This window comes from Sphingopyxis sp. NJF-3, assembly GCF_053514865.1.
The window spans coordinates 2,747,867-2,769,667 of sequence record NZ_CM130726.1; the positions used below are offsets into that span (position 1 = coordinate 2,747,867).

Annotated in this window: 27 protein-coding genes and 1 pseudogene; 14 read left to right on the forward strand and 14 right to left on the reverse strand. The window is 66.0% G+C overall.

The features are described 5' to 3' along the window. Window positions 1-14 precede the first annotated feature (14 nt). The gene (locus ACOTSS_RS13290; protein WP_448688605.1) at window positions 15-620 is read right to left on the reverse strand and encodes a hypothetical protein; all 606 of its coding nucleotides are present in this window, start codon (window positions 618-620) and stop codon (window positions 15-17) included. A 488-nt stretch (window positions 621-1,108) separates the two neighbouring features. On the opposite strand from ACOTSS_RS13290, the gene ACOTSS_RS13295 reads away from it, so the two are divergent. The 4 genes from ACOTSS_RS13295 (at window position 1,109) to ACOTSS_RS13310 (ending at window position 2,924) form a co-directional block, all read left to right on the forward strand. Further along, window positions 1,109-1,288, forward strand: a complete 180-nt coding sequence (locus ACOTSS_RS13295) for a hypothetical protein (RefSeq protein ID WP_448688606.1) — start codon at window positions 1,109-1,111, stop codon at window positions 1,286-1,288. A gap of 49 nt (window positions 1,289-1,337) precedes the next feature. After that, window positions 1,338-1,535 (forward strand): KTSC domain-containing protein, encoded by a 198-nt coding sequence (locus ACOTSS_RS13300; RefSeq protein ID WP_448688607.1) that lies wholly within the window; start codon window positions 1,338-1,340, stop codon window positions 1,533-1,535. Between the two features lie 125 nt (window positions 1,536-1,660). Continuing rightward, a complete protein-coding gene (locus ACOTSS_RS13305; RefSeq protein ID WP_448688608.1) occupies window positions 1,661-1,975 on the forward strand; it encodes a GIY-YIG nuclease family protein in 315 nt (104 codons plus the stop codon). A gap of 232 nt (window positions 1,976-2,207) precedes the next feature. Next, window positions 2,208-2,924 (forward strand): hypothetical protein, encoded by a 717-nt coding sequence (locus ACOTSS_RS13310; RefSeq protein WP_448688609.1) that lies wholly within the window; start codon window positions 2,208-2,210, stop codon window positions 2,922-2,924. A 43-nt stretch (window positions 2,925-2,967) separates the two neighbouring features. On the opposite strand, the gene ACOTSS_RS13315 is transcribed toward ACOTSS_RS13310, so the two are convergent. The 3 genes from ACOTSS_RS13315 to ACOTSS_RS13325 all read right to left on the reverse strand — a co-directional run bounded on the left by ACOTSS_RS13315 (window position 2,968) and on the right by ACOTSS_RS13325 (window position 4,349). Further along, complete coding sequence (locus ACOTSS_RS13315; protein WP_448688610.1) at window positions 2,968-3,471, reverse strand: hypothetical protein; 504 nt, start codon at window positions 3,469-3,471, stop codon at window positions 2,968-2,970. 116 nt (window positions 3,472-3,587) lie between these two features. Next, window positions 3,588-4,058: a DUF1465 family protein gene (locus tag ACOTSS_RS13320; RefSeq protein WP_448688611.1), complete on the reverse strand. Its 471-nt coding sequence runs from the start codon at window positions 4,056-4,058 to the stop codon at window positions 3,588-3,590. Window positions 4,059-4,151: 93 nt separating this feature from the next. Next, a complete protein-coding gene (locus tag ACOTSS_RS13325; RefSeq protein WP_095386419.1) occupies window positions 4,152-4,349 on the reverse strand; it encodes a YdcH family protein in 198 nt (65 codons plus the stop codon). Between the two features lie 125 nt (window positions 4,350-4,474). Here ACOTSS_RS13325 and ACOTSS_RS13330 point away from each other — a divergent pair, with 125 nt between their 5' ends. Next, window positions 4,475-4,633 carry a YdcH family protein gene (locus ACOTSS_RS13330; RefSeq protein WP_448688612.1) on the forward strand — a complete coding sequence of 53 codons (159 nt, stop codon included), beginning with the start codon at window positions 4,475-4,477 and terminating at the stop codon, window positions 4,631-4,633. Between the two features lie 50 nt (window positions 4,634-4,683). On the opposite strand, the gene ACOTSS_RS13335 is transcribed toward ACOTSS_RS13330, so the two are convergent. From ACOTSS_RS13335 to ACOTSS_RS13350, 4 genes are all read right to left on the reverse strand, one after another. Next, the gene (locus ACOTSS_RS13335; protein WP_448688613.1) at window positions 4,684-5,082 is read right to left on the reverse strand and encodes a PilZ domain-containing protein; all 399 of its coding nucleotides are present in this window, start codon (window positions 5,080-5,082) and stop codon (window positions 4,684-4,686) included. 76 nt (window positions 5,083-5,158) lie between these two features. After that, window positions 5,159-5,620: an RNA polymerase-binding protein DksA gene (gene dksA, locus ACOTSS_RS13340; RefSeq protein ID WP_448688614.1), complete on the reverse strand. Its 462-nt coding sequence runs from the start codon at window positions 5,618-5,620 to the stop codon at window positions 5,159-5,161. A gap of 282 nt (window positions 5,621-5,902) precedes the next feature. After that, window positions 5,903-6,319: a hypothetical protein gene (locus tag ACOTSS_RS13345; RefSeq protein ID WP_448688615.1), complete on the reverse strand. Its 417-nt coding sequence runs from the start codon at window positions 6,317-6,319 to the stop codon at window positions 5,903-5,905. A 27-nt stretch (window positions 6,320-6,346) separates the two neighbouring features. Next, entirely contained in the window at window positions 6,347-7,171 is an 825-nt protein-coding gene (locus ACOTSS_RS13350) for a hypothetical protein (protein WP_448688616.1), read from the reverse strand. A gap of 154 nt (window positions 7,172-7,325) precedes the next feature. On the opposite strand from ACOTSS_RS13350, the gene ACOTSS_RS13355 reads away from it, so the two are divergent. The 5 genes from ACOTSS_RS13355 to ACOTSS_RS13375 all read left to right on the forward strand — a co-directional run bounded on the left by ACOTSS_RS13355 (window position 7,326) and on the right by ACOTSS_RS13375 (window position 11,578). Next, a complete protein-coding gene (locus ACOTSS_RS13355; RefSeq protein ID WP_448688617.1) occupies window positions 7,326-7,667 on the forward strand; it encodes an ArsR/SmtB family transcription factor in 342 nt (113 codons plus the stop codon). Further along, a complete protein-coding gene (locus tag ACOTSS_RS13360) occupies window positions 7,664-8,125 on the forward strand; it encodes an SRPBCC family protein (protein WP_448688618.1) in 462 nt (153 codons plus the stop codon). The genes ACOTSS_RS13355 and ACOTSS_RS13360 overlap by 4 nt, the downstream gene beginning before the upstream one ends. Window positions 8,126-8,167: 42 nt before the next feature. Then, on the forward strand, window positions 8,168-9,568 hold the full coding sequence (gene serS / locus ACOTSS_RS13365; RefSeq protein ID WP_448688619.1) for a serine--tRNA ligase: 1,401 nt from the start codon (window positions 8,168-8,170) through the stop codon (window positions 9,566-9,568). 114 nt (window positions 9,569-9,682) lie between these two features. Next, window positions 9,683-10,447, forward strand: coding sequence for a 5'/3'-nucleotidase SurE (surE, locus tag ACOTSS_RS13370; RefSeq protein ID WP_448688620.1), 765 nt, complete (start codon window positions 9,683-9,685; stop codon window positions 10,445-10,447). Window positions 10,448-10,522: 75 nt separating this feature from the next. Further along, window positions 10,523-11,578 carry a potassium channel family protein gene (locus ACOTSS_RS13375; protein WP_448688621.1) on the forward strand — a complete coding sequence of 352 codons (1,056 nt, stop codon included), beginning with the start codon at window positions 10,523-10,525 and terminating at the stop codon, window positions 11,576-11,578. Between the two features lie 116 nt (window positions 11,579-11,694). Here the strand turns inward: ACOTSS_RS13375 and ACOTSS_RS13380 are convergent, their stop codons facing one another. Next, on the reverse strand, window positions 11,695-12,021 hold the full coding sequence (locus ACOTSS_RS13380) for a DUF423 domain-containing protein (protein WP_448691354.1): 327 nt from the start codon (window positions 12,019-12,021) through the stop codon (window positions 11,695-11,697). Between the two features lie 242 nt (window positions 12,022-12,263). Between ACOTSS_RS13380 and rimO the strand changes: the two genes are divergently transcribed. Beyond that, window positions 12,264-13,634 carry a 30S ribosomal protein S12 methylthiotransferase RimO gene (rimO, locus tag ACOTSS_RS13385; RefSeq protein WP_448688622.1) on the forward strand — a complete coding sequence of 457 codons (1,371 nt, stop codon included), beginning with the start codon at window positions 12,264-12,266 and terminating at the stop codon, window positions 13,632-13,634. A gap of 69 nt (window positions 13,635-13,703) precedes the next feature. Further along, window positions 13,704-15,185: a DUF4403 family protein gene (locus ACOTSS_RS13390; protein WP_448688623.1), complete on the forward strand. Its 1,482-nt coding sequence runs from the start codon at window positions 13,704-13,706 to the stop codon at window positions 15,183-15,185. A gap of 1 nt (window position 15,186) precedes the next feature. Here the strand turns inward: ACOTSS_RS13390 and ACOTSS_RS13395 are convergent, their stop codons facing one another. Both ACOTSS_RS13395 and ACOTSS_RS13400 read right to left on the reverse strand, forming a co-directional pair. Next, window positions 15,187-16,200, reverse strand: a complete 1,014-nt coding sequence (locus tag ACOTSS_RS13395) for an anion permease (protein WP_448688624.1) — start codon at window positions 16,198-16,200, stop codon at window positions 15,187-15,189. A gap of 15 nt (window positions 16,201-16,215) precedes the next feature. After that, complete coding sequence (locus tag ACOTSS_RS13400) at window positions 16,216-17,340, reverse strand: DUF47 family protein (RefSeq protein ID WP_448688625.1); 1,125 nt, start codon at window positions 17,338-17,340, stop codon at window positions 16,216-16,218. Window positions 17,341-17,523: 183 nt separating this feature from the next. Here ACOTSS_RS13400 and ACOTSS_RS13405 point away from each other — a divergent pair, with 183 nt between their 5' ends. After that, window positions 17,524-19,083 (forward strand): flavin-containing monooxygenase, encoded by a 1,560-nt coding sequence (locus ACOTSS_RS13405; protein ID WP_448691355.1) that lies wholly within the window; start codon window positions 17,524-17,526, stop codon window positions 19,081-19,083. Window positions 19,084-19,087: 4 nt separating this feature from the next. Here ACOTSS_RS13405 and ACOTSS_RS13410 read toward each other — a convergent pair whose 3' ends face one another. The 3 genes and pseudogenes from ACOTSS_RS13410 to ACOTSS_RS13420 form a co-directional block, all read right to left on the reverse strand. Next, window positions 19,088-19,270: a DUF3008 family protein gene (locus ACOTSS_RS13410; protein WP_448688626.1), complete on the reverse strand. Its 183-nt coding sequence runs from the start codon at window positions 19,268-19,270 to the stop codon at window positions 19,088-19,090. Between the two features lie 26 nt (window positions 19,271-19,296). Next, window positions 19,297-19,395: pseudogene (locus tag ACOTSS_RS13415) on the reverse strand (NAD(P)-dependent oxidoreductase); the annotation flags it as partial. Between the two features lie 66 nt (window positions 19,396-19,461). Further along, entirely contained in the window at window positions 19,462-20,295 is an 834-nt protein-coding gene (locus ACOTSS_RS13420) for a DUF3298 and DUF4163 domain-containing protein (RefSeq protein WP_448688627.1), read from the reverse strand. A 54-nt stretch (window positions 20,296-20,349) separates the two neighbouring features. On the opposite strand from ACOTSS_RS13420, the gene ACOTSS_RS13425 reads away from it, so the two are divergent. Next, window positions 20,350-21,765: a leucyl aminopeptidase family protein gene (locus ACOTSS_RS13425; protein ID WP_448688628.1), complete on the forward strand. Its 1,416-nt coding sequence runs from the start codon at window positions 20,350-20,352 to the stop codon at window positions 21,763-21,765. Window positions 21,766-21,801 lie beyond the last annotated feature (36 nt).

The following is a 21,801-nucleotide window of genomic DNA, read 5'->3' on the forward strand; positions in this document are numbered from 1 at the left end:
ATCCCTAACGAGCTTTACTCGTCTAACCACGCATCTTTCATCACGTCCAAATACGCTATTAAGCGATCAATACCTGTTGCGGTGATTTTCCCAGTAATGCGGATTTCTGCCTCGCTCTCCTTGGAAAGCGGTAGTTTCGCAACGCGAACCGGAATGCCAGGATCGTGTGAAATCAACTCTTCGGCATCCATTGCCGGTGTGGACTGCGACTGAACGCTCGGTTCGGGCGTACGCACCAAGTTTTCTGCCGCCGCTTCATCCCGGTCCACCACCCTTACTTCGGTGAAACGCTCAACCTCTATGAGAGTCTCACGAAGTGCGGCAATACAGTCATTTGCTCCAGCGCTTGAAAAATCGTGATTGCGTATAAGGAATGCGCGGATTGGCTCGTCTGCCGGAGGAATTCGGCCGCCGAATTGCGCACTTATTTCTTGGAAAATGTCAGGATTGAATGCCGCTTTCTCTACGGCCGCTGCATACTCAAAAATAGATTCAGGCTCAAAAATACTAAGAGCCAGCGCGCTAATTTTAAGATCCCCGCGCAATCCGTCTACCAAGCCGAATTGCCGGATAGCGCCCAGAGCAGCCGCGCTGCTACCGGTTTTCCCGCTGAAGCCCATAAGCTTATAGGCTGTGTCCGAACTGATCGCACTTCTGTGCGCACCTTGGTATATGGACTTAGCGTGGTCCAGCGCAGAACCCAATGAAATCCTAGGGTATCTTGGACTTCTAGAACCAGAGGAAACTAAGTTAGCGGCCATAGGACTTTTCCAATCTCTCTTATGGACGGTCATTTGATGATTGAACAAATATCACGAAATCGAATGTTTTCCAGCGAAAATTTGAGATCCTGCCAGCCTCATGCAGAACATCTACGCCGCAGACCCGCTCGTAGCGCGTCCGTATCAGACGATTTCTCTTGCGCCTCGGCAAGCGTGTGTTATGTGGGAATCGCAAAAGGCGGAGGCTGCATGCAACCTCCGCCCCTTGGTTGGAAATTGGCGTTGGCGCGCCACTTCCAATCGGGGTGAGGAGTACTCCACGCCCGCTTACAAGCGCGTTGTTACTCCTCAGTTTGCATTTTTGCAAACTCCAAGGAGTGAATAACATGCAGTACACGACCAAATCCCGCATCGGGACCCGCGCAGCCACTGGTACGATTTGCCCCGAAAGCGGCATCTGGAAGGTCGAGGGGACGCCCTCCACGACTGCCCCGATCGCCAAAGGCAACCGCATGCCCCCGTACGCCGGCAAAGCCGTCGTCTGGGTGCTCATCCAGTACGCGTAAATTGCAGGGCGGGCAGCGATGCCCGCCCTCTTTTTGTGGGAGTACCCCAATGCCCTATTTTTCTTCCTCGGCGATCCGCGCGGCGGAATACAATCCGACCAGCCATACTTTGGCGATCACTTTCACCAGCGGTCGTACCTACGACTATTACGGTGTGCCGCAGTATATCTATAACGGTCTGCTGTCGGCGGCATCGAAGGGCGAATATTTCAACGACAATATCCGTGATCAGTACGGCTATCGCTGATCGATAGGCTGGATGGATGCCGGATCAAGTCCGGCATGACGATCGGGAAAGAAGCGTCCAATCCGACCCAATCCTCGTCACCCCGGACTTGATCCGGGGTCCATCGCCGCCCTAGCCTCGGCCCCATGCACGCCGACTTCCAGCCCTGCGCTTATATCATGGCGAGCGAGCGGCACGGCACGCTCTACACCGGCGTCACCTCGCACCTGATCCAGCGCGTCTGCCAGCATCGCGACGGGAGTTTCGACGGCTTCACCAAGCGTTACGGTGTCAAGACGCTCGTCTGGTTCGAACTCGCCGGGACGATGGAAATCGCCATCGCGCGCGAAAAACAGCTCAAGAACTGGCAACGCAAGTGGAAGATCGAGCTGATCGAGGCGGCGAATCCCGATTGGCGCGATTTGGCCGGGGATTTGGGGCTGCCACCGATGGGCGGGTGACGCCTTCCCTCCACACATCCTCCTCCTTCGTCATGCCGGACTTGATCCGGCATCCATTCCACCAGCGCCGCATGGACCCGGATCAAGTCCGGGGTGACGATAAGGGGGTGGGCCTTCGCGCCTTCGCGTGAGATCCCATCTCCACACCGCTCGCGCCCTCCCAAATCCTATTTCGCACACCCCACCCCAAAAACGCTTTCCTACACGTTCCTTTTATGTTCCAAACTGGCGGATGAGCCACATCGCCCCCATCCCCGCGCCCGACGCGGTCCCCGCCCTCACCGCCGCATCCACCCCCGCGCTCGACGCGCACGGCCACGACCCCGCCGCCTACGACTGGGTGCCGGTGCTGAAAAAGCGCCGCAAGGACGGCTGGTCGCCCGACAAGCAGCGCGCCTTTATCGAGGCGCTGGCCGATAGCGGATCGGTCGTCACCGCCGCACAGCGCGTCGGCATGTCCGAATCCTCCGCCTATCGCCTGCGCCGCTCCCCCGGCGCCGAAGCGTTCGACCGCGCCTGGGGCGCGGCGATCGATGCGGCGTCGAAGAAATTGCTCGACGCCGCCTTCGAACGCGCGCTCGTCGGCAGCGAAGAGCCGGTGTTCGATCGCGAAGGCAACCGCGTCGGCCGCCGCCTGCGCCAGAGCGACCGGTTGCTGATGTTCCTGATCCGCGCTTACGGGCCCGACCGGTTTCGGGAGGCCGTCGCCGGTCGCGACGGAGCCCCGGCCGCCACCCCGGTGGCCGAGGCGCTGGCCCATCTGCACCCCGCCCCGCCCGCCGAGCCCGCCGCGCTGATCGCCCCCGACGATCTTGCCGTGGCGCTCGAGGTTGCCGACCTTTGCGACGGGGCGCTGCCGCACTGGTATCGCGACGACTTGGGCGACAACCCGGAAGAGGCGGTCATGGCGCCCGCCGCGGCGCCCGGCACGGGATCGCCACAAGGCTGAACTTTCCTGAACTTTGATCCCCCGAATCTTGACCCCGCGGCCGTCAGTGCACCGAAGCCGAAACCGCCACGCCCCCCGCCCGCGCCGCCGCGAACATCACCGCATCGCGCACCACCTCGGGCCGGTCCGCGAGCAGATACAGCTTCACCAGTTCGCGCGTCACCTCGCTGTCGTCGTCGACGACCAGCCGCAGCGAGACGATGCCGAGCTCGCCGCGGTCGATCACCACGTCGCGGACCAGCGCGAGCGGCCACGACAGGGCGCCGCCGCGATAGAGCCGCGCGCCGTCGTGGAAGATCCAGGCGTCGCGCTGGCGCCACAGCCGCAGGCAGGTCCAGAAGGCGAACAGCGCGGCGAGCATCGCCGCGCTCGCCGCCGCGTCGCCGAACAGGATCGCGCGCAGCATCGCCGCCGCGCCGTCGGCCGCCACCGGCGCCGCCTGCCCGACCGCCAGCGCGGCGAAGACCAGCGCGCTCACCAGCTGCCCGGCCAGCAGCGGCTTCGCCTTCAGCCGCGCGATCACGATTTTCCGGTCCCGATGCGTCATCGCCCGCACACATAGGCACGGCCGCGCCGCGGCGCCAGCATGGAGACCGCCGGTCGTCCTCCTCAGTGCACGCCCAGGAGGATCTGGAAGCGGGTCCGGCCCGACAGGCCGCGCGCTTACAGCCGCGCCGCGAGCCGCTCGAGCATCGCCCGCACCGGCGGCGCGGGCGCTGGGGCGTTCCAGCCCGCCTCGAGTCCGGCGATGCGTTCGAACAGGCGTTCGCTCGCCGCGATGATGCGGCCGATGTTCGGCGCGAAGCGCGCGCAGACCGTCCAGTCGGCGGCGACCGGCTCGCCGATGCGCGCGGCGCTGTCCTCCGGTCCCGCGCCCGGATCGCCGGCGATCATCGCGCGGCGGTGGAGCAGCCAGGCGATGATGTGCATCAGGCGCGTCGTGGTCTTCAGCGATTCGCAGGCGAGGCTGAGCTGGAGCAGGCTGTCGCGGCCGCCGGCGCCGAGGTCGCGCGCCGCGGCGAAGGCCGCGTGCGCCTCGTCGGCGAGCAGCATCGCCTCGACATAGAGATTTTCCACCTGCGCGCGGTGCACCGGCGGCGTCGCTGGCGGATGATCGGGGCCCCCTCTGGTCATGCCCGCGAGGATGCCACGGGCGCGCGCCGGGCCGCAACGCCGCTAACCATTTTTTGCGCGCCGCCCGCGTCCCGTTTTGAATCAGGAGGCCGGTCAGGCGATGATGTCGGGGATGATCTGGTCCTCGCACCACGCGATCTCGTCGCGCAGGCGCAGCTTCTTCTTCTTGAGCCGGGCGAGCTGGAGCTGGTCGGGAACCGCGCCTTCGCCGAGCGCGATGATCGCGGCGTCGAGGTCGCGGTGCTCGACGCGGAGCAGTTCGAGGCGCTGGGCGATGTCTTCGGGGTTCACGCCGGCCCTCCTGCCACGATCACGGCCCGTCCGCAACGGGGACCGGGTGAGCGAATCGCCACGACATTCGGGGCGATTCGTGATTTACTCGGGAGTGCCAATCGAGTCGAAAAGGAGAATGGCCCATGAGCATTTCGCACCTTTCCACCCTGAAGTCCCGCCATGCGGACCTCGATGCGAAAATTGCGAATGAGGAACGGCGCCCCGCCCCCGATGCGGCCCTGCTGGCGCAGATGAAGAAGCAGAAACTGAAGATCAAGGAAGAGATGCTCGCGGTCTACTGACCGGCCGCGCGTCCCTGCCGCCCCGCTGGCGCTTCTCCCCGCGGAGCGCGTCAGCGTCGGCGGTAGATGGGGGGCCGTTCGAGCCCCGTTCGCCGCAGATGCGGCGGCAAATCGGACTTGGTGACCACCTGACGGCGCACCGCCTGCGGATTGATCGGGCGGTCGAAGGCGATGCCGAACTTGCCCTCGCCGACCCATATGATGCGCCCCGGCACGATACCGACATTGCCGAGTTCGACAGCGACCGTGCTGCCCTGAGAGACAGCGGCGGCGCCTTCCGCCAGCATACCCCCGGCCGAAAGGTTGCGGACGCGCACCACGACGGGGCGTTCGACACCCGGAAGCTCCAGGCTCGCTTGCAGGAACAGGCTGTCGCGATCGGCGCTGCGCGACAGCGCCGCAACTTGCTCGTCCAGTGATTCCGGTACCCGCGATTTCATGCGACCCATTCCCGCGCCCGTTGTTCGAGGCGGCGACCCTAGAGGCCAGCCCTTGCGGAAACGTAAATGGACCGCCGGCGGCGGATCAGTCTTCGCGCGAAATCCGCTCGTTGCGCTCGTGGCGCTCCTGCGCCTCCAGCGTCATCGTCGCGATCGGCCGCGCCTGCAGCCGCGCGAGCGAGATCGGCTCGCCGGTGACCGCACAATAGCCATATTCGCCCTCGTCGATGCGGCGGATCGCGGCGTCGATCTTGGCGATCAGCTTGCGCTGGCGGTCGCGGGTCCTGAGTTCGATCGCCCAGTCGGTCTCGCTCGACGCGCGGTCGGCGAGGTCGGGCTCGCGCAAGGGGCCGTCCTGCAGATGCGCCAGCGTCGATTCGGCTTCGGTCAGGATCGACTTCTTCCAGGCGAGCAGCAGGCCGCGGAAATAATCCTGCTGCCGCTCGTTCATGAACGGCTCGTCCTCGCGGGGAAGATAGTCCGAATCGAGATTGGATTTGGCTTCGCGAAGCGCGTCGGCACCAACATCGGCAATCTGGGTTGGCATAGCGGGCTTTTCGCGTCCTTTCCTCTCACCTGGCCGCCGATGCTGGCGGTCCAAGGGATTGCGCCGCGCCTATACCCAGCCACCGGTTGCGATACAAGCGCCTAAGCGGCTGATAGGACGTGCGGCTGAAGCCCGGCTGAACCGAAGGAGCGTCCCGGCGGCGATTCCCGCAGGGGTGCGGCCCCCCTCCGGCGACCCTCTTTTCAGCCCCTCTCCGCGCCTTCAACGTTAACCAATGCCGCAAAATTGGGCCCTTTCCGTTCCGTTTCGGGACAGAAGGGGTCAATTGGGTTGATTCCGGCCCCCGATTCCCGCTCTCGGACAATCAAACGCGGTTAACGCAATTGTCGCGTTCACAAAGCTTTGGCCTTTTGGCCGTAGCCGAAGGGCAAGCGGGTGCCGCGACGGGTGTCGCTCCGCCAAGCAACGGGAAAAGAGAGAGAAACCTATGTCTGTCCGAATGGCCCTCGCCAAGCTTTGCGCCTGCACCTGCGGCGGCGCGATCATCGGCAGCGGCGCGATGCAGATCGCCGACGTGCCGGCGGCGGCGCATGTGCGCAAGGCGCCGTCGTGCACGCCCTGCACCAAGAAGGTCGTGCGCAAGCGCCACGCGGCGAAGCGCAAGGTCAAGCGGGTGCGCCGCGTCGTCACGACGAAGCGCGTGATCCGCACCGCGACCCCGCAGACCCAGGTCGTCACCCAGACGATCCCGCTTCCGCCCATCCCCTACGCTCCCTTCCCGCGCGGCGACGGCTTCGAGGGCGGCGGCGGCGCCGGGGTCACGGTGATCGGCGGCGGCTTTGGCGGCGGGTTCGGCGGCGGCTTTTTCGGCGGGTTCTTCGGCGGCAGCAGCGGGGGCAGCAGCGGCAGCGTCGTCGTCACCTCGACCACCACCGGCGGGCTCAGCTCGACCACCAGCAGCACCTCGGGCGGCGTGTCGACCTCGACCGGCGGCGTCAGCACCTCGACCTCGACGGGGGGCGTCAGCACGTCCACCGGCGGGGTGTCGACTTCCACCGGCGGCGTCAGCACCTCGACGGGTGGCGTGTCGACCTCGACCGGCGGCGTGAGCACTTCGACCGGCGGCGTTTCGACCTCGTCGGGCAACGTCAGCTCGTCCTCCTCGTCGAGCAGCAGCTCGTCGTCGAGCTCGTCTTCCTCCTCATCCTCCTCTTCGAGTTCGTCCTCGTCGGGCGGCGGCAGCTCGCACGGCCATGGCGGCAGCTCGAGCTGGGGTGGCAGCTCGTCGCACGGCGGCTCCTCCTCGGGCGGATCGAGCAGCAGCAGTTCGTCGAGCTCCTCCTCTTCCTCGTCGTCGAGCTCGACCTCATCGGGCGCGACCGGCGGCAGCAGCAGCTTCGGCGCGAGCAGCAGCAGCTCCTCTTCCTCGTCGAGCAGCAGTTCGTCGTCGTCCTCCTCTTCCTCGTCGTCGAGCTCGGGCGGCAGCAGCGGCGGGTCTTCGGGCGATCCGACCCCGGTGCCGGCGCCGCCGATGATGCTCCTCTTCGGGGCCGCCGCCGCCGCGCTCGTCGCGCGCCGCCGCGCCGCCAACCGCGACAGCGCGGAGACCGAGGCCGCATAAATTTCCTGGCGGCCCGCTGGGGGGCATGGGCCGTCAATCGGGGGCCGCTCTTCGGAGCGGCCCTTTTTCCTGGCCCCCGCTTTTTAGTTTGCCATTCGGAAAACCATTACTATGGTTCGCCACATGGTGAACCAACAACCGCTCGACGGAATCTTCCACGCGCTCGCCGACCCGACACGGCGCGCCGTCGTCCACCGCCTGCTGAAAGGCGCGGCGCCGGTGACCCAGCTGGCCGGCCCCTTCGACATGGGGCTTCCCGCCTTTCTCAAGCATCTGGCGGTGCTGGAGGGGGCAGGGCTGATCCGGTCGGAAAAGCGCGGCCGGGTGCGCACCTGTCATATCGAGGCGGACCGGCTGGGCGCGGCCGAAAGCTGGCTCTCCGAACAGCGCGCCATCTGGCAGGGCCGCGCCGACCGGCTCGCCGACTTCGTCGAATCGCAATCCGAACGGGAGCAGACACCATGACCGACGCCACCGAACTCACCATCGAACGCTTCATCGCCGCCTCGCCCGCCGCGGTATGGGATGCATGGCGCGATCCCGCCAAGCTCGAAAAATGGTGGATCCCCGCGCCGATCGAGTGCCAGGTGGCCCGGCTCGACCTTCGCCCCGGAGGCGGCTTCGTCACCCGGATGCGCGAGGGCGGCGGCGAGTGGCAGCCGCATGTCGACGGCTGCTTCCTCGACGCGGTGCCGAACGAACAGCTCGTCTTCACCACCGTCCTGACCGAAGGCTGGCAGCCCGCCGAGCCCTGGCTCGCGATGACCACGATCCTGACCTTCGAGGCGCGGGACGGCGGCACCCTCTATTCCTCGCGCGTTCTCCACAAGAGCCCCGAGGATGCCGCCAGGCACGAAGAGATGGGCTTCCACGACGGCTGGGGCACCGTGCTCGGCCAGCTGGCACAACTGCTGGAGCGGTAAGTCGGGGTTGCACCGCCCGCGCCGCGCCGCCATAGCGCGCCCATGCACGATATCCGCCTGATCCGGGACAACCCGCAAGCCTTCGACGCCGGCCTCGCGCGCCGCGGCATCGAACCCCTGTCCGAACAGATTCTCGCCGCCGATACCTCGCTCCGCGCCCTGCAGACCGACATGCAGGCTGCGCTGGCGCGCCGCAACGAGGCGTCGAAGGCGATCGGCCAGGCGATGGCGAAGGGCGACAAGGACATCGCCGAGGCGCTGAAGGCCGAGGTCGCGGCCCTGAAGGAAAAGCTGCCCGAACAGGAAACCGCCGAGCGCGAGCAACTCGCGGCGCTGCACGACAGCCTCGCCGCCCTCCCCAACCTGCCCGCCGCCGACGTGCCCGAAGGCGTCGACGAGGAAGGGAATGTCGAGATTTCGCGCTGGGGCACGCCGCGCGGTTTCGATTTCGCGCCGCAGGAACATGCCGATTTCGCCCCGGCGCTCGGGCTCGATTTCGAAACCGCGGCGAAGATGTCGGGCGCGCGCTTCGCCTTCCTCAAAGGTGCGATGGCGCGGCTCGAACGCGCGCTCGGCCAGTTCATGCTCGACAAGCAGACGACCGAAGCGGGCTATACCGAATGCGCGACGCCGTTGATGGTGCGCGACGAAGCGGCGTTCGGCACGGCGCAGCTGCCAAAATTTGAAGAGGATCTTTTCTCAACATCTATCTTTAACGCTCGCTTGTTCGAACAGATACTAGACGAACATTTTGACAGAGATGGGGAATTCTCTCCTGTCATAGAGGACTTGATCCGCGGCAAGGTTCGTAATCTGGTCGAGAAGGATGCTCAAAATCGCCGCTGGCTGATCTCGACCTCCGAAATGAGCCTGACCAACGCGGTGCGCGAGGAAATATTGGCGGAGGCCGATCTGCCGCTCCGCATGACCGCGCTCACCCCCTGTTTCCGCTCCGAGGCCGGATCGGCGGGACGCGACACGCGCGGCTATATCCGCCAGCACCAGTTCTGGAAGGTCGAGCTCGTTTCGATCGTCCGTCCCGAAGACAGCGACGCCGAACTCGAACGCAAGACGCGCGCGGCGGAGGCGATCCTCGAGGCGCTCGACCTGCCCTACCGCAAGATGCTGCTCTGCGCCGGCGACATGGGCTTCGCCGCGCGCAAGACCTACGACCTCGAAGTGTGGCTGCCGGGTCAGGGCGCCTATCGCGAGATTTCGAGCTGCTCGAACTGCGGCGATTTCCAGGCGCGGCGCATGAACACGCGCTTCCGCCGCGAGGGCGCGAAGGGCACCGAGTTCGTCCATACGCTCAACGGCTCGGGCCTCGCGGTCGGGCGCACGCTGGTCGCGATCCTCGAAAATTACCAGCAGGCCGACGGCAGCGTCGATATTCCGCAGGCGCTGCTGCCCTATATGGGCGGACTGACCAGACTGACCCCTTGATCGTCATTGCGAGCGAAGCGAAGCAATCTCCAGCCTTCGACCTCGCGCGACATTTCCCGCTGGAGATTGCTTCGTCGCTGCGCTCCTCGCAATGACGACCCTTAGGGACAAGACATGCGCATCCTCCTCACCAACGACGATGGGTATCACGCCCCCGGCTTCGCAGTGCTCGAAGCGATCGCGCGCCAGCTCAGCGACGACATCTGGGTCTGCGCACCGGCCGAGGAGCAGTCGGGCGCCGGCCATTCGCTCACCCTCTCGCGCCCGGTGCGCGTCCGCCAGCATGGCGAGCGGCGCTGGTCGTGTACCGGCACGCCCACCGATTCGGTGATGATCGCGATCGGCAAGCTGATGCCCGAGCGCCCCGACCTGATCCTCTCGGGCGTCAACCGCGGCGCCAACCTTGGCGATGACGTCACTTACTCGGGGACCGTGTCGGCGGCGATCGAGGGCGCGCTCGCGGGGATTCCCGCCATCGCGCTGAGCCAGGTCTACGCGCGCGAAGGCATGGGCGACACCGTACCCTTCGAGGCGGCCGAGGCCTGGGGCGCAAAGGTGCTGGCGCCGCTGCTCGCTACCCCGATGGCACCGCGCACGATGGTCAACGTCAATTTTCCCGCGATCCCCGCCGCCGAGGTCAAGGGCATCCGCGTCGTGCGACAGGGCTTCCACGACTATAACCGCGGCTCGATCGTCGAGGGGACCGACCCGCGGGGCTATACCTATTACTGGTTCGGGCTGCACGGCATCGAGCACTCGCTCGCCCACGACAGCGACCTCGAAGCGATCGACGACGGCTATATCGCGGTCACCCCGCTCCAGCTCGACCTGACCCACGACGCCTCGCTCGCGGCGCTGCGCAGCGCCTACGAGGGCTAAGCAGCGCCATTTCCAGCCGCGCCCGAATCGAATAGCAGTTGACCCGATGAAGCGACTGCCCCCACGATAGCCGCGATGGCGAAGCGATTGACCAAGAGCGTCCAGCGGCAGTTCGAGGTGCTGCGCCGCGCGACGCGCTGGCCGGTGTGGGCCGATCTCGTGACGCGGCTGGGCATCGCCTTCCTGCTGATCGCCATCGTCGTGCTGGTCCACTGGAGCGATCGCGCCGGGCTCCGCGACAGCTACGACGGTCATGTCAGCTTCCTCGACGTCGTCTATTTCACCATGATCTCGGTGACCACGACCGGCTTCGGCGACATCACCCCGGTGTCCGACCGCTCGCGGCTGATCGAGGCGGTGATCGTGACGCCGATCCGCATCGCCGTCCTCTTCATCTTCATCGGCACCGCCTATCAATTCGTCCTCAAACGCACATGGGAAAAATGGCGCATGGCCCGCATCCAGGCAAAGCTCACCGACCATATCGTCGTCCTCGGCTTCGGCATCAGCGGCAGCGAAGCGGTCAAGGAACTCATCGCGCGCGGGACCGACCCCGCCACGATCGTCGTGATCGATCAGGCGCGCGGGCGCATCAACGCCGCCGAACATATGGGCTGCAACGTGCTGGAGGGCGACGCGTCGAACGACGACACGCTCATGCATATCCGCATCGATCAGGCGCGGTCGGTGCTGGTGTCGGCGGGGCGCGACGACACCTCGATCCTGATCGTGCTGACCGTTCGCCACCTGTCGCCGCACGTCCCGATCAGCGTCGTCATCCGCGCGCAGGACAATGAACTGCTCGCGCGGCAGGCGGGCGCGAACAATGTCATCAACCCCGTCAGCTTCACCGGCCTGCTGCTCGCCGGATCGGCCGAGGGCGCGCATGTCGCCGACTATATGGCCGATCTTGCGGGCATCGCGGGGCGCGTCCAGCTCGTCGAACGGGCGATCAGCGGCGAAGAGATCGGCGGCAGCATCGACCAGCTCGCGTCCGGCGGTCGCGGCCTGCGCATCTACCGCGACGGCAAGCCCTATGGCTTCTGGGAAGACGAAGCGAAGCGGCTGCAGCGGGGCGACCATGTGGTCGAGGTCGTTCGCTGTGGAGACAGCGAGACGAGTTCGGATTAGTTGCGCGCAATCTGAAAAATCCGCGTCCCCGAGCGAAGCCGAGGGGCTCGTTCGAGCGAAGCGAGAACCTCGGGCGTCGCAGCCTCGACTTCGCTCGGGGATACGGATATTATCTACTACCCCCGCCAATAAATCCACGCGGCCCACAGCCACCCGGCGATCAGCAAGGTTCCCCCGATCGGCGTCACCGCGCCCAGCCACCGCGGCCCGCCCAGCGCCATCGCGTAGAGGGTGACCGCGAACAGCGCCGAGCCCGCGAGCAGCAGGATCGCCGGCCCGCGCGCAAAACCCATGATCGCGAGCGCGGCTACCGCGTGGATGAGCTGATAGAGCCCGCCGGTCCGCAACCAGTCGGCCTCCTGCTGGCCCGCCGCGCCATGCGCCCCGAAGGCCCCCGCCGCGACCGCCACCGCCGCCGAAAGTGCTGCAAATAGGCCAATCATCATGCTCAGTCCCTTTTCGATCAATATTGATCGCCCGATTTGAAAATGGGCGTGATTTTGCCTCTTTCGTCACCCCGGACTTGATCCGGGGTCCCGCTTCCCGGCGTTGCTGAGCGGGACCCCGGATCAAGTCCGGGGTGACGGGGGGAGGCTAGTCGAGCCTGCCATGCCAAACTACGGCATCACCGATAACGTCGGAGGCGTGACAAACCCATAAAAATCCCCTATGCGCCCCGCCAATCATGACAACCAAGACTCTTCCCGCCCAGCCGAAAGTCGGCATGGTGTCGCTCGGCTGCCCGAAGGCGCTGGTCGACAGCGAACGCATTTTGACCAAGCTGCGCGCCGATGGCTATGGCCTGTCGCCCGATTATGCCGGCGCCGACGTCGTGCTGGTCAACACGTGCGGCTTCCTCGATTCGGCGAAGGAGGAAAGCCTCGAGGCGATCGGCGAGGCGATGGCCGAGAACGGCCGCGTCATCGTCACCGGCTGCATGGGCAGCGAGGCCGACGTCATCCGCGCCCGCTTCCCCAAGGTGCTCGCGGTCACTGGCGCGCACCAGTATGAGCAGGTCGTCGACGCCGTCCACGACGCCGCGCCGCCGACGCAGGGGCCGTTCGTCGATCTGGTGCCCGAGGGCGGGCTGAAACTCACCCCCCGGCACTATAGCTATCTGAAGATCAGCGAAGGCTGCAACCACAGCTGCGCCTTCTGCATCATCCCCGATCTCCGCGGGAAACTGGTCAGCCGCCGCATCGACGCGGTGCTGCGCGAGGCCGAAAAGCTGGTCGCGGCGGGGACGAAGGAACTGCTGGTGATCAGTCAGGACACCTCGGCCTATGGCGTCGATATCCGCCACGACCCGCGTGAGTGGAAAGGCCGCGAGGTGCGCGCGCATATGACCGACCTCGCGCGCGAACTCAGCCAGCTTCGCACCAGCGAGGGCCGCGCCCCGTGGGTGCGCCTCCACTATGTATACCCCTACCCCCATGTCGACGCGGTGATCCCGCTGATGGCCGAAGGACTGCTGACCCCCTATCTCGACATTCCCTTCCAGCACGCGAGCCCCAGCGTGCTCAAGCGCATGAAGCGCCCCGCCAACGAAGCCAAGGTACTCGAACGGCTGAAAAGCTGGCGCCAGGTCGCCCCCGACATCGCGATCCGGTCGAGCTTCGTCGTCGGCTTCCCCGGCGAGACCGAGGAGGATTTCCGCTACCTCCTCGACTGGCTCGACGAAGCGCAGCTCGACCGCGTCGGCGCCTTCCGCTTCGAGCCCGTCGCGGGCGCTCAGGCGAACGCCCTGCCCGACCCGGTGCCCGAGGAGGTCAAGGAAGAACGCTATCAGCGGATCATGGAAAAGACCGCCGCGATCAGCGCCGCGAAGCTCGAAGCCAAGATCGGCCGCCCCCTCCCCGTGATCATCGACGAGGTCGGCGAGGCCGACGAAGAGGGCAGCATCGGCGCCACCGGCCGCAGTCAGGCCGACGCGCCCGAGATCGACGGTCACGTCTACCTCCGCGACGTCGCCGCGACGCTCAAGGCCGGTGATATCGTCGACGTCATCGTCGAGGACGCCGACGAGCATGATCTGTTCGGGGCGGTCGCGCCCTAAGATAATGTTTTCATGGAACAGCTCCGTGCGTTTGATGTTAGGAACAGGACATCAATCAGGGGCTGAGCCATGGACAGGGTCAGGGGGCTGGGTGCTGCATTATTGATCGGCCTCGCGCTCGCGGGCTGCAAGCGCCAGACCGTTGCCGACGTCGCGCCGCCCCAGGCCACCGACGTCGCACCCACTCCAAAGCAGACCTCGCTGATCGCGGTGCCGATCGACGCCGACGCGGCGATGCTGAAGACGGCGCTCGAACGCGCCGTGCCGCGCACCTTGTGGACGATCGACCGGCGCGAGAAGGCATGCGTGCCGCCGCAGCGGGTCAAGGTTTTCGGCAAGCGGGTGAAAGTGACGCCTCCCCTTGCATGCACGATCGTCGGCAAGGTGACGCGCGGGACGCTGCGGCTGCGCGGCGAGGGCGACGAGATCGTCGTCGACGTGCCGCTGAATGCGGTGATCAGCGCGCGCGATGTCGGCGGGGTGCTGAGGGGCGAGACCGCGACCGGATCGGCGATGGCGCACGCCCGCGTCCGGGTCGAACTCGGCCCCGACTGGCGGCTGCAAGGCAAGGCGCGGATCAGCTATGGCTGGACCAGGGCGCCGGGAATCGACTTCCTCGGCCGCCGCATCACCTTCACCGACGAGGCCGACGCGAAGCTGAAACCGGTGGTGCGTGACGTCGAACGTGAAGTGACGCACGAAATCGCAAAGATCCATATCGAGCGGCAGGCGGCCGACATCTGGCGGCAAAGCTTCACCACCCTCGAACTCAACCGCGAGAATCCGCCAGTATGGATGCGCGTCACGCCGCAGCGCATCCTCTATGGCGGCTACCGGCTCGACGGCGGGCGCATCCGGTTGAACCTCGGGCTCGAAGCGGTGACCGAGAGCTTCGTCGGCACCCGCCCGGCCGACCCCGCCGCGACGCCGCTGCCGCGATTGGAACGCGGGAGGTTGAGCCCGCGGCTCGACGTTTTCGTTCCCGTCGTCGCCGACTATGCCGAACTCGAACCCGTGATCCTGCGCGCGCTGGTCAAGCGTTCGGCGCGGCCGTTCGAGCTGCCGCGCATCGGCCCGGTGACTGCAAGCTTTTCCAAGGTCACCGCCTATGGCTCGCCCGGCGGCCGCATCGCGGTGGGAATGTCGGTCGAGGCGGAGCCGCAGCGCATCCGTCAGGCGCCGACCCACGGCCGCATCTGGGCGACGGCGGTGCCGGTCAACGAACCGGGATCGGCCGAGGTGCACTTCACCGATATCCGCATCGCCGGCGATACCGACGGCATCGGCGGCGACCTGCTCATCAAGCTGGGGCAGAGCCCCGGCTTCACGACACTGATCGCGGATGCGCTGACCCAGAATTTCACGCGCGACGTCGAGGGGCTGGAAGGCAAGATCCGCCGGGCGGTCGACCGGCGCCGCGAAGGCGCCCTCCTGATCCGTACCCGCATCGAAGGCTTCGAGACCGGCGAGATCAAGGCCTATGGCAACGGGCTCTATCTGCCGGTGCGGATGACGGGCTCGGCGACCATCGATTATCGGCCGGCCAGATAGGTCAGAACAGCCGCGTCAGCGAATAGAAGAGCGCCGCGACGATGGCGCTCGCGGGGATGGTGATGAACCAGGCCGCCACGACGTTGCCCGCGACGCCCCAGCGCACCGCGCTTGCACGGCGGGCGACGCCGGCGCCGATGATGCTGCCGGTGATCGTGTGCGTCGTCGACACCGGAATGCCGAGCCAGCTCGCCGCGAAGACCATGATCGAACCGCCGGTCGAGGCGGCGAAGCCCTGATGGTGCGACAATTTGGTGATGCGGCCGCCCATCGTCTCGATGATCTTCCACCCGCCCGACAGGGTGCCGAGCGCGATGGCGATATAGCAGCTGATCGCCACCCAGTGCGGAACGTGGAATTCGCCGTTCAGATAGCCCGTCGAATAGAGGAGCACGGTGATGACCCCCATGGTCTTCTGCGCGTCGTTGAGCCCGTGGCTGATCGAATAGGCGGCGGAGGAGAAGAGGTGGAGGCGGCGGAAGGTCTTTTCGGCGAAATTCGCGGTCACGCGGCGCAGCGCCCAGCTGCTGAGCAGCATCACCAGCATCGCGAGCAGCATGCCGAGCATCGGGGACAGGAAGATGGCGATCACCGTCTTGTTGAGCCCCGACCACTGGATGCCCTCGAACCCGGCATGCGCAACCCCCGCGCCGACGATCCCACCGACGAGCGCGTGGCTCGACGAGGAAGGAATGCCCTTGAGCCAGGTCACGACATTCCAGAACATCGCCCCGACGAGCGCGCCGAAGACGACCGCGGGCGTCACCAGATTCTTGTCGATCAGCCCCGCGCCGATCGTCTCCGCGACGCGGTGCAGTTCGGGGAAGGTGATCGACAGGAAATAGGCCGCGAAGTTGAAGAAGGCGGCGAACAGCACCGCCTGCACCGGCCGCAGCAGCCGCGTCGCAACGACCGTCGCGATGCTGTTCGCCGCGTCGTGCAGACCGTTCAGGAAGTCGAACGCCAGCGCGAGGAGGATCAGGCCGACGAGAAGGGGAAATGCCAGTTCGTGCATGGTGGGGCGCCCCGCCTACGCGTGGTCGATGACCAGGCCGTCGATTTCGTTCGCGACATCCTCGAACCGGTCCACGACGCGTTCGAGGTGGCTGTAGAGTTCGCGCGCGATCATGAAATGGATCGTGTTCGTCTCGCCATGCTCGCGGAACAGGCGCTTGAGCCCGGCGGCGTGGATCTCGTCGGCATGCCCCTCCATCCGCACCAGCCGCTCGGTGAGCTCGTGAAGGCGCGCGCCGTTCGCCGAGATGTTGCGCAAAAGCGGCAGCGCCTCGACGGTCAACCGTGCGGCGTCGACGATGATGCCCGCGATGTCGCGCATTTCCGGGTAGAATTCGCGCACGTCATAGAGGTCGACCGCGCCCGCGGTCTTCTGCATCTCGTCGATCGCATCGTCCATCGAGGCGATGAGGTCGGTGATCGCGCTGCGGTCGAACGGAGTCAGGAAGGTGCGGCGCACCGTCTGCAGCACCTCGCGCGTGATCGCGTCAGCGTCGTGCTCGCGCTCGACGATTTCCTGGATATGGTCCGCCATGCCGTCACCGCCCTGCAGCAGCCGCGCGAGCGCCTCGGCCCCCGCCGCCAGCGTCGCGGCGTGGCGTTCGAACAGCTCGAAGAAATTGCCCTGCTTGGGAAGCAGGCGCTGGAACCAGGCGAACATGTGGCTAACCCCCGTTTTTTCCGCAATATTGTCGACAACGCCGCTGGTGCGGGCGACGGCGCGAAAGCCGGTGTCGCCGAACGAGCGGATCAGCGCCTGCAGGTCGGTCTCGTCGACCACCTTTGCCGCCTCGTCGAAGGCGAACCAGCGCCGTTCGCGCTCGTCCTGCTCCTTCCACTCGCCGAGCTCCCTGGTCACCGCAAGCGGAAAGACCTCGACGTCGAGCATCACCGACGCGCCGTTCGGGCGGCGCTTGCGATATTGATAGCTGCCGATCGGGGTCGGGCACACCGCGCCGATGACGCCCGCTTCCTCCTCGGCCTCGATCGCGGCCGAAGCGTGGCCGGGCATGCCGGTGAGCGGGTTGCCCTTCGGAATCACCCAGCGACCGGTGCCACGCGAGGTGATCAGCAGGATCTCGGTCGGCCCGTCCATGCCGGGGCCGCCGAACCGATAGGGAAGGACGGCTATCTGACGCATTTGAAAGCCCTCCCTTTCCTGGCGGCGGCTGGTGATGACAACTGGGTGACGCCCCTATGACAATATTGTGACAGCGGCAATGCCCGCGCTGCCGCGACGGCACTTTCCGTAAACGTCAATTCGATTGCAAAATGCAACGCTATGCGTAAGCTGCGTCCATAAAGATATACGGGAGAAAGCATGATGGCAGGCACGGCGACGATGGAACGCCCCGCGGGCGCGAAGGCTGCCCCTGTCGATCAGGATGTGCTGATCGTCGGCGCGGGTATTTCTGGGATCGGCATGGCGGTCCATCTTCAGATGAACTGCCCCGACCGCAGCTTCGCCCTCGTCGAGCGCCGCGCCAATCTGGGCGGCACCTGGGACCTGTTCCGCTATCCCGGCATCCGGTCGGACAGCGACATGCACACGCTGGGCTTCGTTTTCGAGCCCTGGAAGCACGAGAAGTCGATAGCCGACGGGCCCGCGATCCTCGACTATCTCAATCGCATCGTCGACGAACGCCATATCCGCGAGCGCATCCGGCTGGACCGCAAAGTCGTCGGCGCCGACTGGAGCAGCGCCGAGGCGCGCTGGACGGTGACGATGGAGGACGCGGCCGGCCAGACCTCGACCACCACCGCGCGCTGGCTCTATCTCGGTTCGGGCTATTATGATTATGACGAGCCGTTCGACGCCAATTTCACCGGGCGCGAGGATTTCGAAGGGCAGATCGTCCATCCGCAATTCTGGCCGGAGAATTTCGACTATTCGGGCAAGAAGGTCGTCGTGATCGGATCGGGCGCGACCGCGGTCACGATCGTGCCGTCGATGACCGAAAAGGGCGACGGCAAGGGCGCGGCGCACGTCACCATGCTCCAGCGCACCCCGACCTGGTATTTCATCCGACCGGCGAAGGACGGTTTCGCCAATTTCCTGCGCAAGATCCTGCCCGAGGAACTGGCCTACAAGATCACGCGCTTCAAGAATGTAAGACTTCAGGACATCAGCTTCCGCCGTGCGCGGACCCAGCCGCAGAAGGTCAAGGACTTTCTGACCAAGCGGCTGAAGGCCGCGCTCGGCGACCGCTATGACGAAAAAGCGTTCACCCCGCCCTATAATCCCTGGGAACAGCGGCTCTGCCTCGTCCCCGACGCCGATTTCTTCGAGGCGATGAAGGCCGACAAGGCATCGGTCGTCACCGACCATATCGAACACTTCGACAAGACCGGAATCCAGCTCAAATCGGGTCAGCATCTCGACGCCGACATCATCATCACCGCGACAGGGCTCAAGCTCGCGGTGGCGGGAAAGATTCCGGTGCGAGTCGACGGCGATCTCGTCAATTGGAGCCAGCATTTCTATTACAAGGCGTGCATGTTCTCGAACGTGCCGAACTTCGCGGTCGTGTTCGGCTATCTGAACGCCTCGTGGACGCTGCGCGCCGACATCGTCGCCGAATATGTGTGCCGCGTCCTCAACCATATGCGCGACACGAACACCGACATTGCAACGCCGGTGCTCGCCGACCCGGCGAGCCTGACCGAAGAGAATATCTTCGATTTCTCCTCGGGCTATATCCAGCGCGCGCTGCACATCATGCCCAAGAACGCCGACAGGCTGCCGTGGCGGCTCAGCCAGAATTATGTGCAGGACCGCGTCGACATGCGCACCGGTGCGATCGCCGATGGCGTACTCGCCTTCGGCCGTGCGGGCGCCGCGCGGGCGGCCACGGCACCGGCGGAGCTCGAAGCGGCGGAGTAAACCGTCAGTCGACGTGCTCGGGCTTGCCCTTGCGCGAGCCTTTGGCAAACTCCTCAAGCTGCTTTTCGCTCATGCTGTCGACCATCTGCTTCGACGCACCCTTGAGCTTCGACTTGGGCGTATCGCCGCGCTTGGCGCTCAGCGCGGCACCGGCGGCTTTCTGCTGGGCTTTGGATTTGGCTGGCATGGCATGTCTCCTGCCTGCCCCCGCCAACCATTAACGATCGTGCCGCCGTTGGGATGCGGCACCTGGCCCGACATATAGCTGCTGTCGTCGCAGACGGGGAACAGGAAGGCGGGCGCTACTTCGGCCCGCGCGGGGTAGCGAGGCTGCGGCGCGCAGGAGAGGTCGACCTCGCGATCGCTCGGCGCACCTCCTCAGCTCGCGGGCAGGAAGTCGCGGGCGTATTCGGGCTTGACCGTGTTCACGATCGCTTCGGACATCGGCAGGTTGATCTTGTAACTCCCTTCCGCATAGGGGCCGATCTCATAGGGCGCGATCGCGATCGTCAGGCGGTCGAGATATTTGCCGTCGGACGATCCGAGCCAGACGGTCTGTGCCGACGCCGACGGGCATTTCCCGAACGGGCTGTCGGGCTCGCGCGACCAGGTCACGCCGCGCGCCGCCTTGGCGCGTTCGATCGCGGCGCACAGATCGTCGTTCGCCGCCTTGTCGAATGCCTCGCCGCTCTTGAACAGGTCGAGCGGCTTCAACCGTTTGGCATGATTGCGGTCCCACAATAGCGAGTCGAAGCTCTGCATCCCGTGCGCACCGCCCATGTAGGTCGCAATCTCGCTCGACAGGCTCAGGAAGCGTCGCGTGTTCGTGATCCGCTTCCAGCTCTGAAGATGGCTGTGCGCATGATAGGGAAAGCCTTCCTTGTCGGCGGCGGCCTTGTCGCGCTCGGCCGCCTCGACCAGCGCGTCGCGCTGCGCCGCGCGGTCGCCATCGAGCCAGGCGGTGAGTTCGGGAATCCGCGCCGCCTCGACCGGATAACTATAGGCAAACTCGATCAGATCGTTCGTTTCCTTGACGTCGGAAGCCGTCGCATTTTTCGCGGCAACATCCTCCGCGCCGCCGGGAGGCGCTCCGGGGACCGCGGCGGCTGCGGCTTTTTCAGCGGGGGTCTGGGCCTTCTCCGAACAGGCGGAGACGAGCAGCACGCCCGAAAGGAGGAGCGCCGCGGTTCGATAGCGTGGGATCGTCGTCATACGGGCATAACGCCGGGAATCGACAAAGTTTCCGTGCGCGCCTAGCAAATACGCATGACCGATTATTCCGACCTGATCCAGCCCGACAAGGGGCAAGAGGCGCGCGCCATCCATCTCGTCGACAAGCAGAGCTACGACGAATGGCTGAAGGGCCGCAGCGCGCGCGAACGCGCGCATCTCGCCGCGGTCGCTTACAAACCCGACGCCTTCGCCCATGCGATCCTGCCCGGGGACGACGTCGAAAGCTGGTCGGTCGTCACCGCGGTCGCCGACGCGGACAATCTGTCGGCCTGGTGCCTCGCCAAGCTAGCGCAGACGCTTCCCGAGGGCCGTTACCGGCTCGACGGGCGCCAGCCGGGCAAGGCGCTGTTCGGCTGGATGAGCGGGCAATATCGCTTCGACGCCTATCGAACCAAAAGCGAAGCGCGGGGGCCCCGCGTACTGCTGACCGCCGACGTCGGCGCGATCGCGCCGATGGTCGCCGAGATGCGCGGCGTCGCGCTGGTCCGCGATCTCGTCAACACCCCGGCGGCCGACATGGGCCCTGCCGGACTCGAGAAGGAAGCCGAGCGCATCGCAAAGGCGCATGGCGGCAAGCTCACCGTCACCAAGGGCGAGGCGCTCGAGCAGGGTTATCCGATGATCCATGCGGTCGGCCGCGCCGCCGCCAAGCATCATGCGCCGCGGCTGATCGAGATCATGTGGGGCAAGGAGGATCACCCGCGCGTCGCGCTGGTCGGCAAGGGGATCAGCTTCGACAGCGGCGGGCTCGACATCAAACCCGCGGCGGGGATGCGGCTGATGAAGAAGGACATGGGCGGAGCGGCGCACGCGCTCGCCCTCGCCGAACTGGTGATGGCGACCGGCCTGCCCGTCCGCCTCCATTGCCTCGTCGCAGCGGCGGAGAATGCGATTTCGGCCGACGCCTTTCGGCCGGGCGACGTGCTGAAGAGCCGCAAGGGGCTGACGGTCGAGATCAGCAACACCGACGCCGAGGGGCGGCTGGTGCTTGGCGACGCGCTGGCGAAGGCGGGCGAGGATACGCCCGAGCTGATCGTCGATTTCGCGACGCTGACCGGCGCGGCGCGGGTCGCGCTCGGCCCCGACCTGCCGGCGCTCTACGCCAATGACGATGCACTCGCGGACGATCTGATCGCCGGCGGCGCCGACCGCGACGATCCGCTGTGGCGGATGCCGCTGTGGGACGGCTATGCCGATCTTCTCGAAACCGATATCGCCGACCTCGGCAATGCGGGCAGTTCGGCCTTCGCCGGGTCGATCACCGCCGCGCTGTTCCTGAAGCGGTTCGTCCCCGAGGGGACGCCCTGGGCGCATTTCGACACCTTCGCGTGGCGACCCTCGGCGAAGCCGGGGCGCCCCAAGGGCGGCGCGGCGCTGGGCCTGCGCGCCTCCTGGGCGATGCTGCAGGCGCGCTATGACCGGCGCGGGCGCAGCCGCGGCGCCGATTGAACATTCTTGATCAAGCCCGCCCCGCTGGTCTAATGG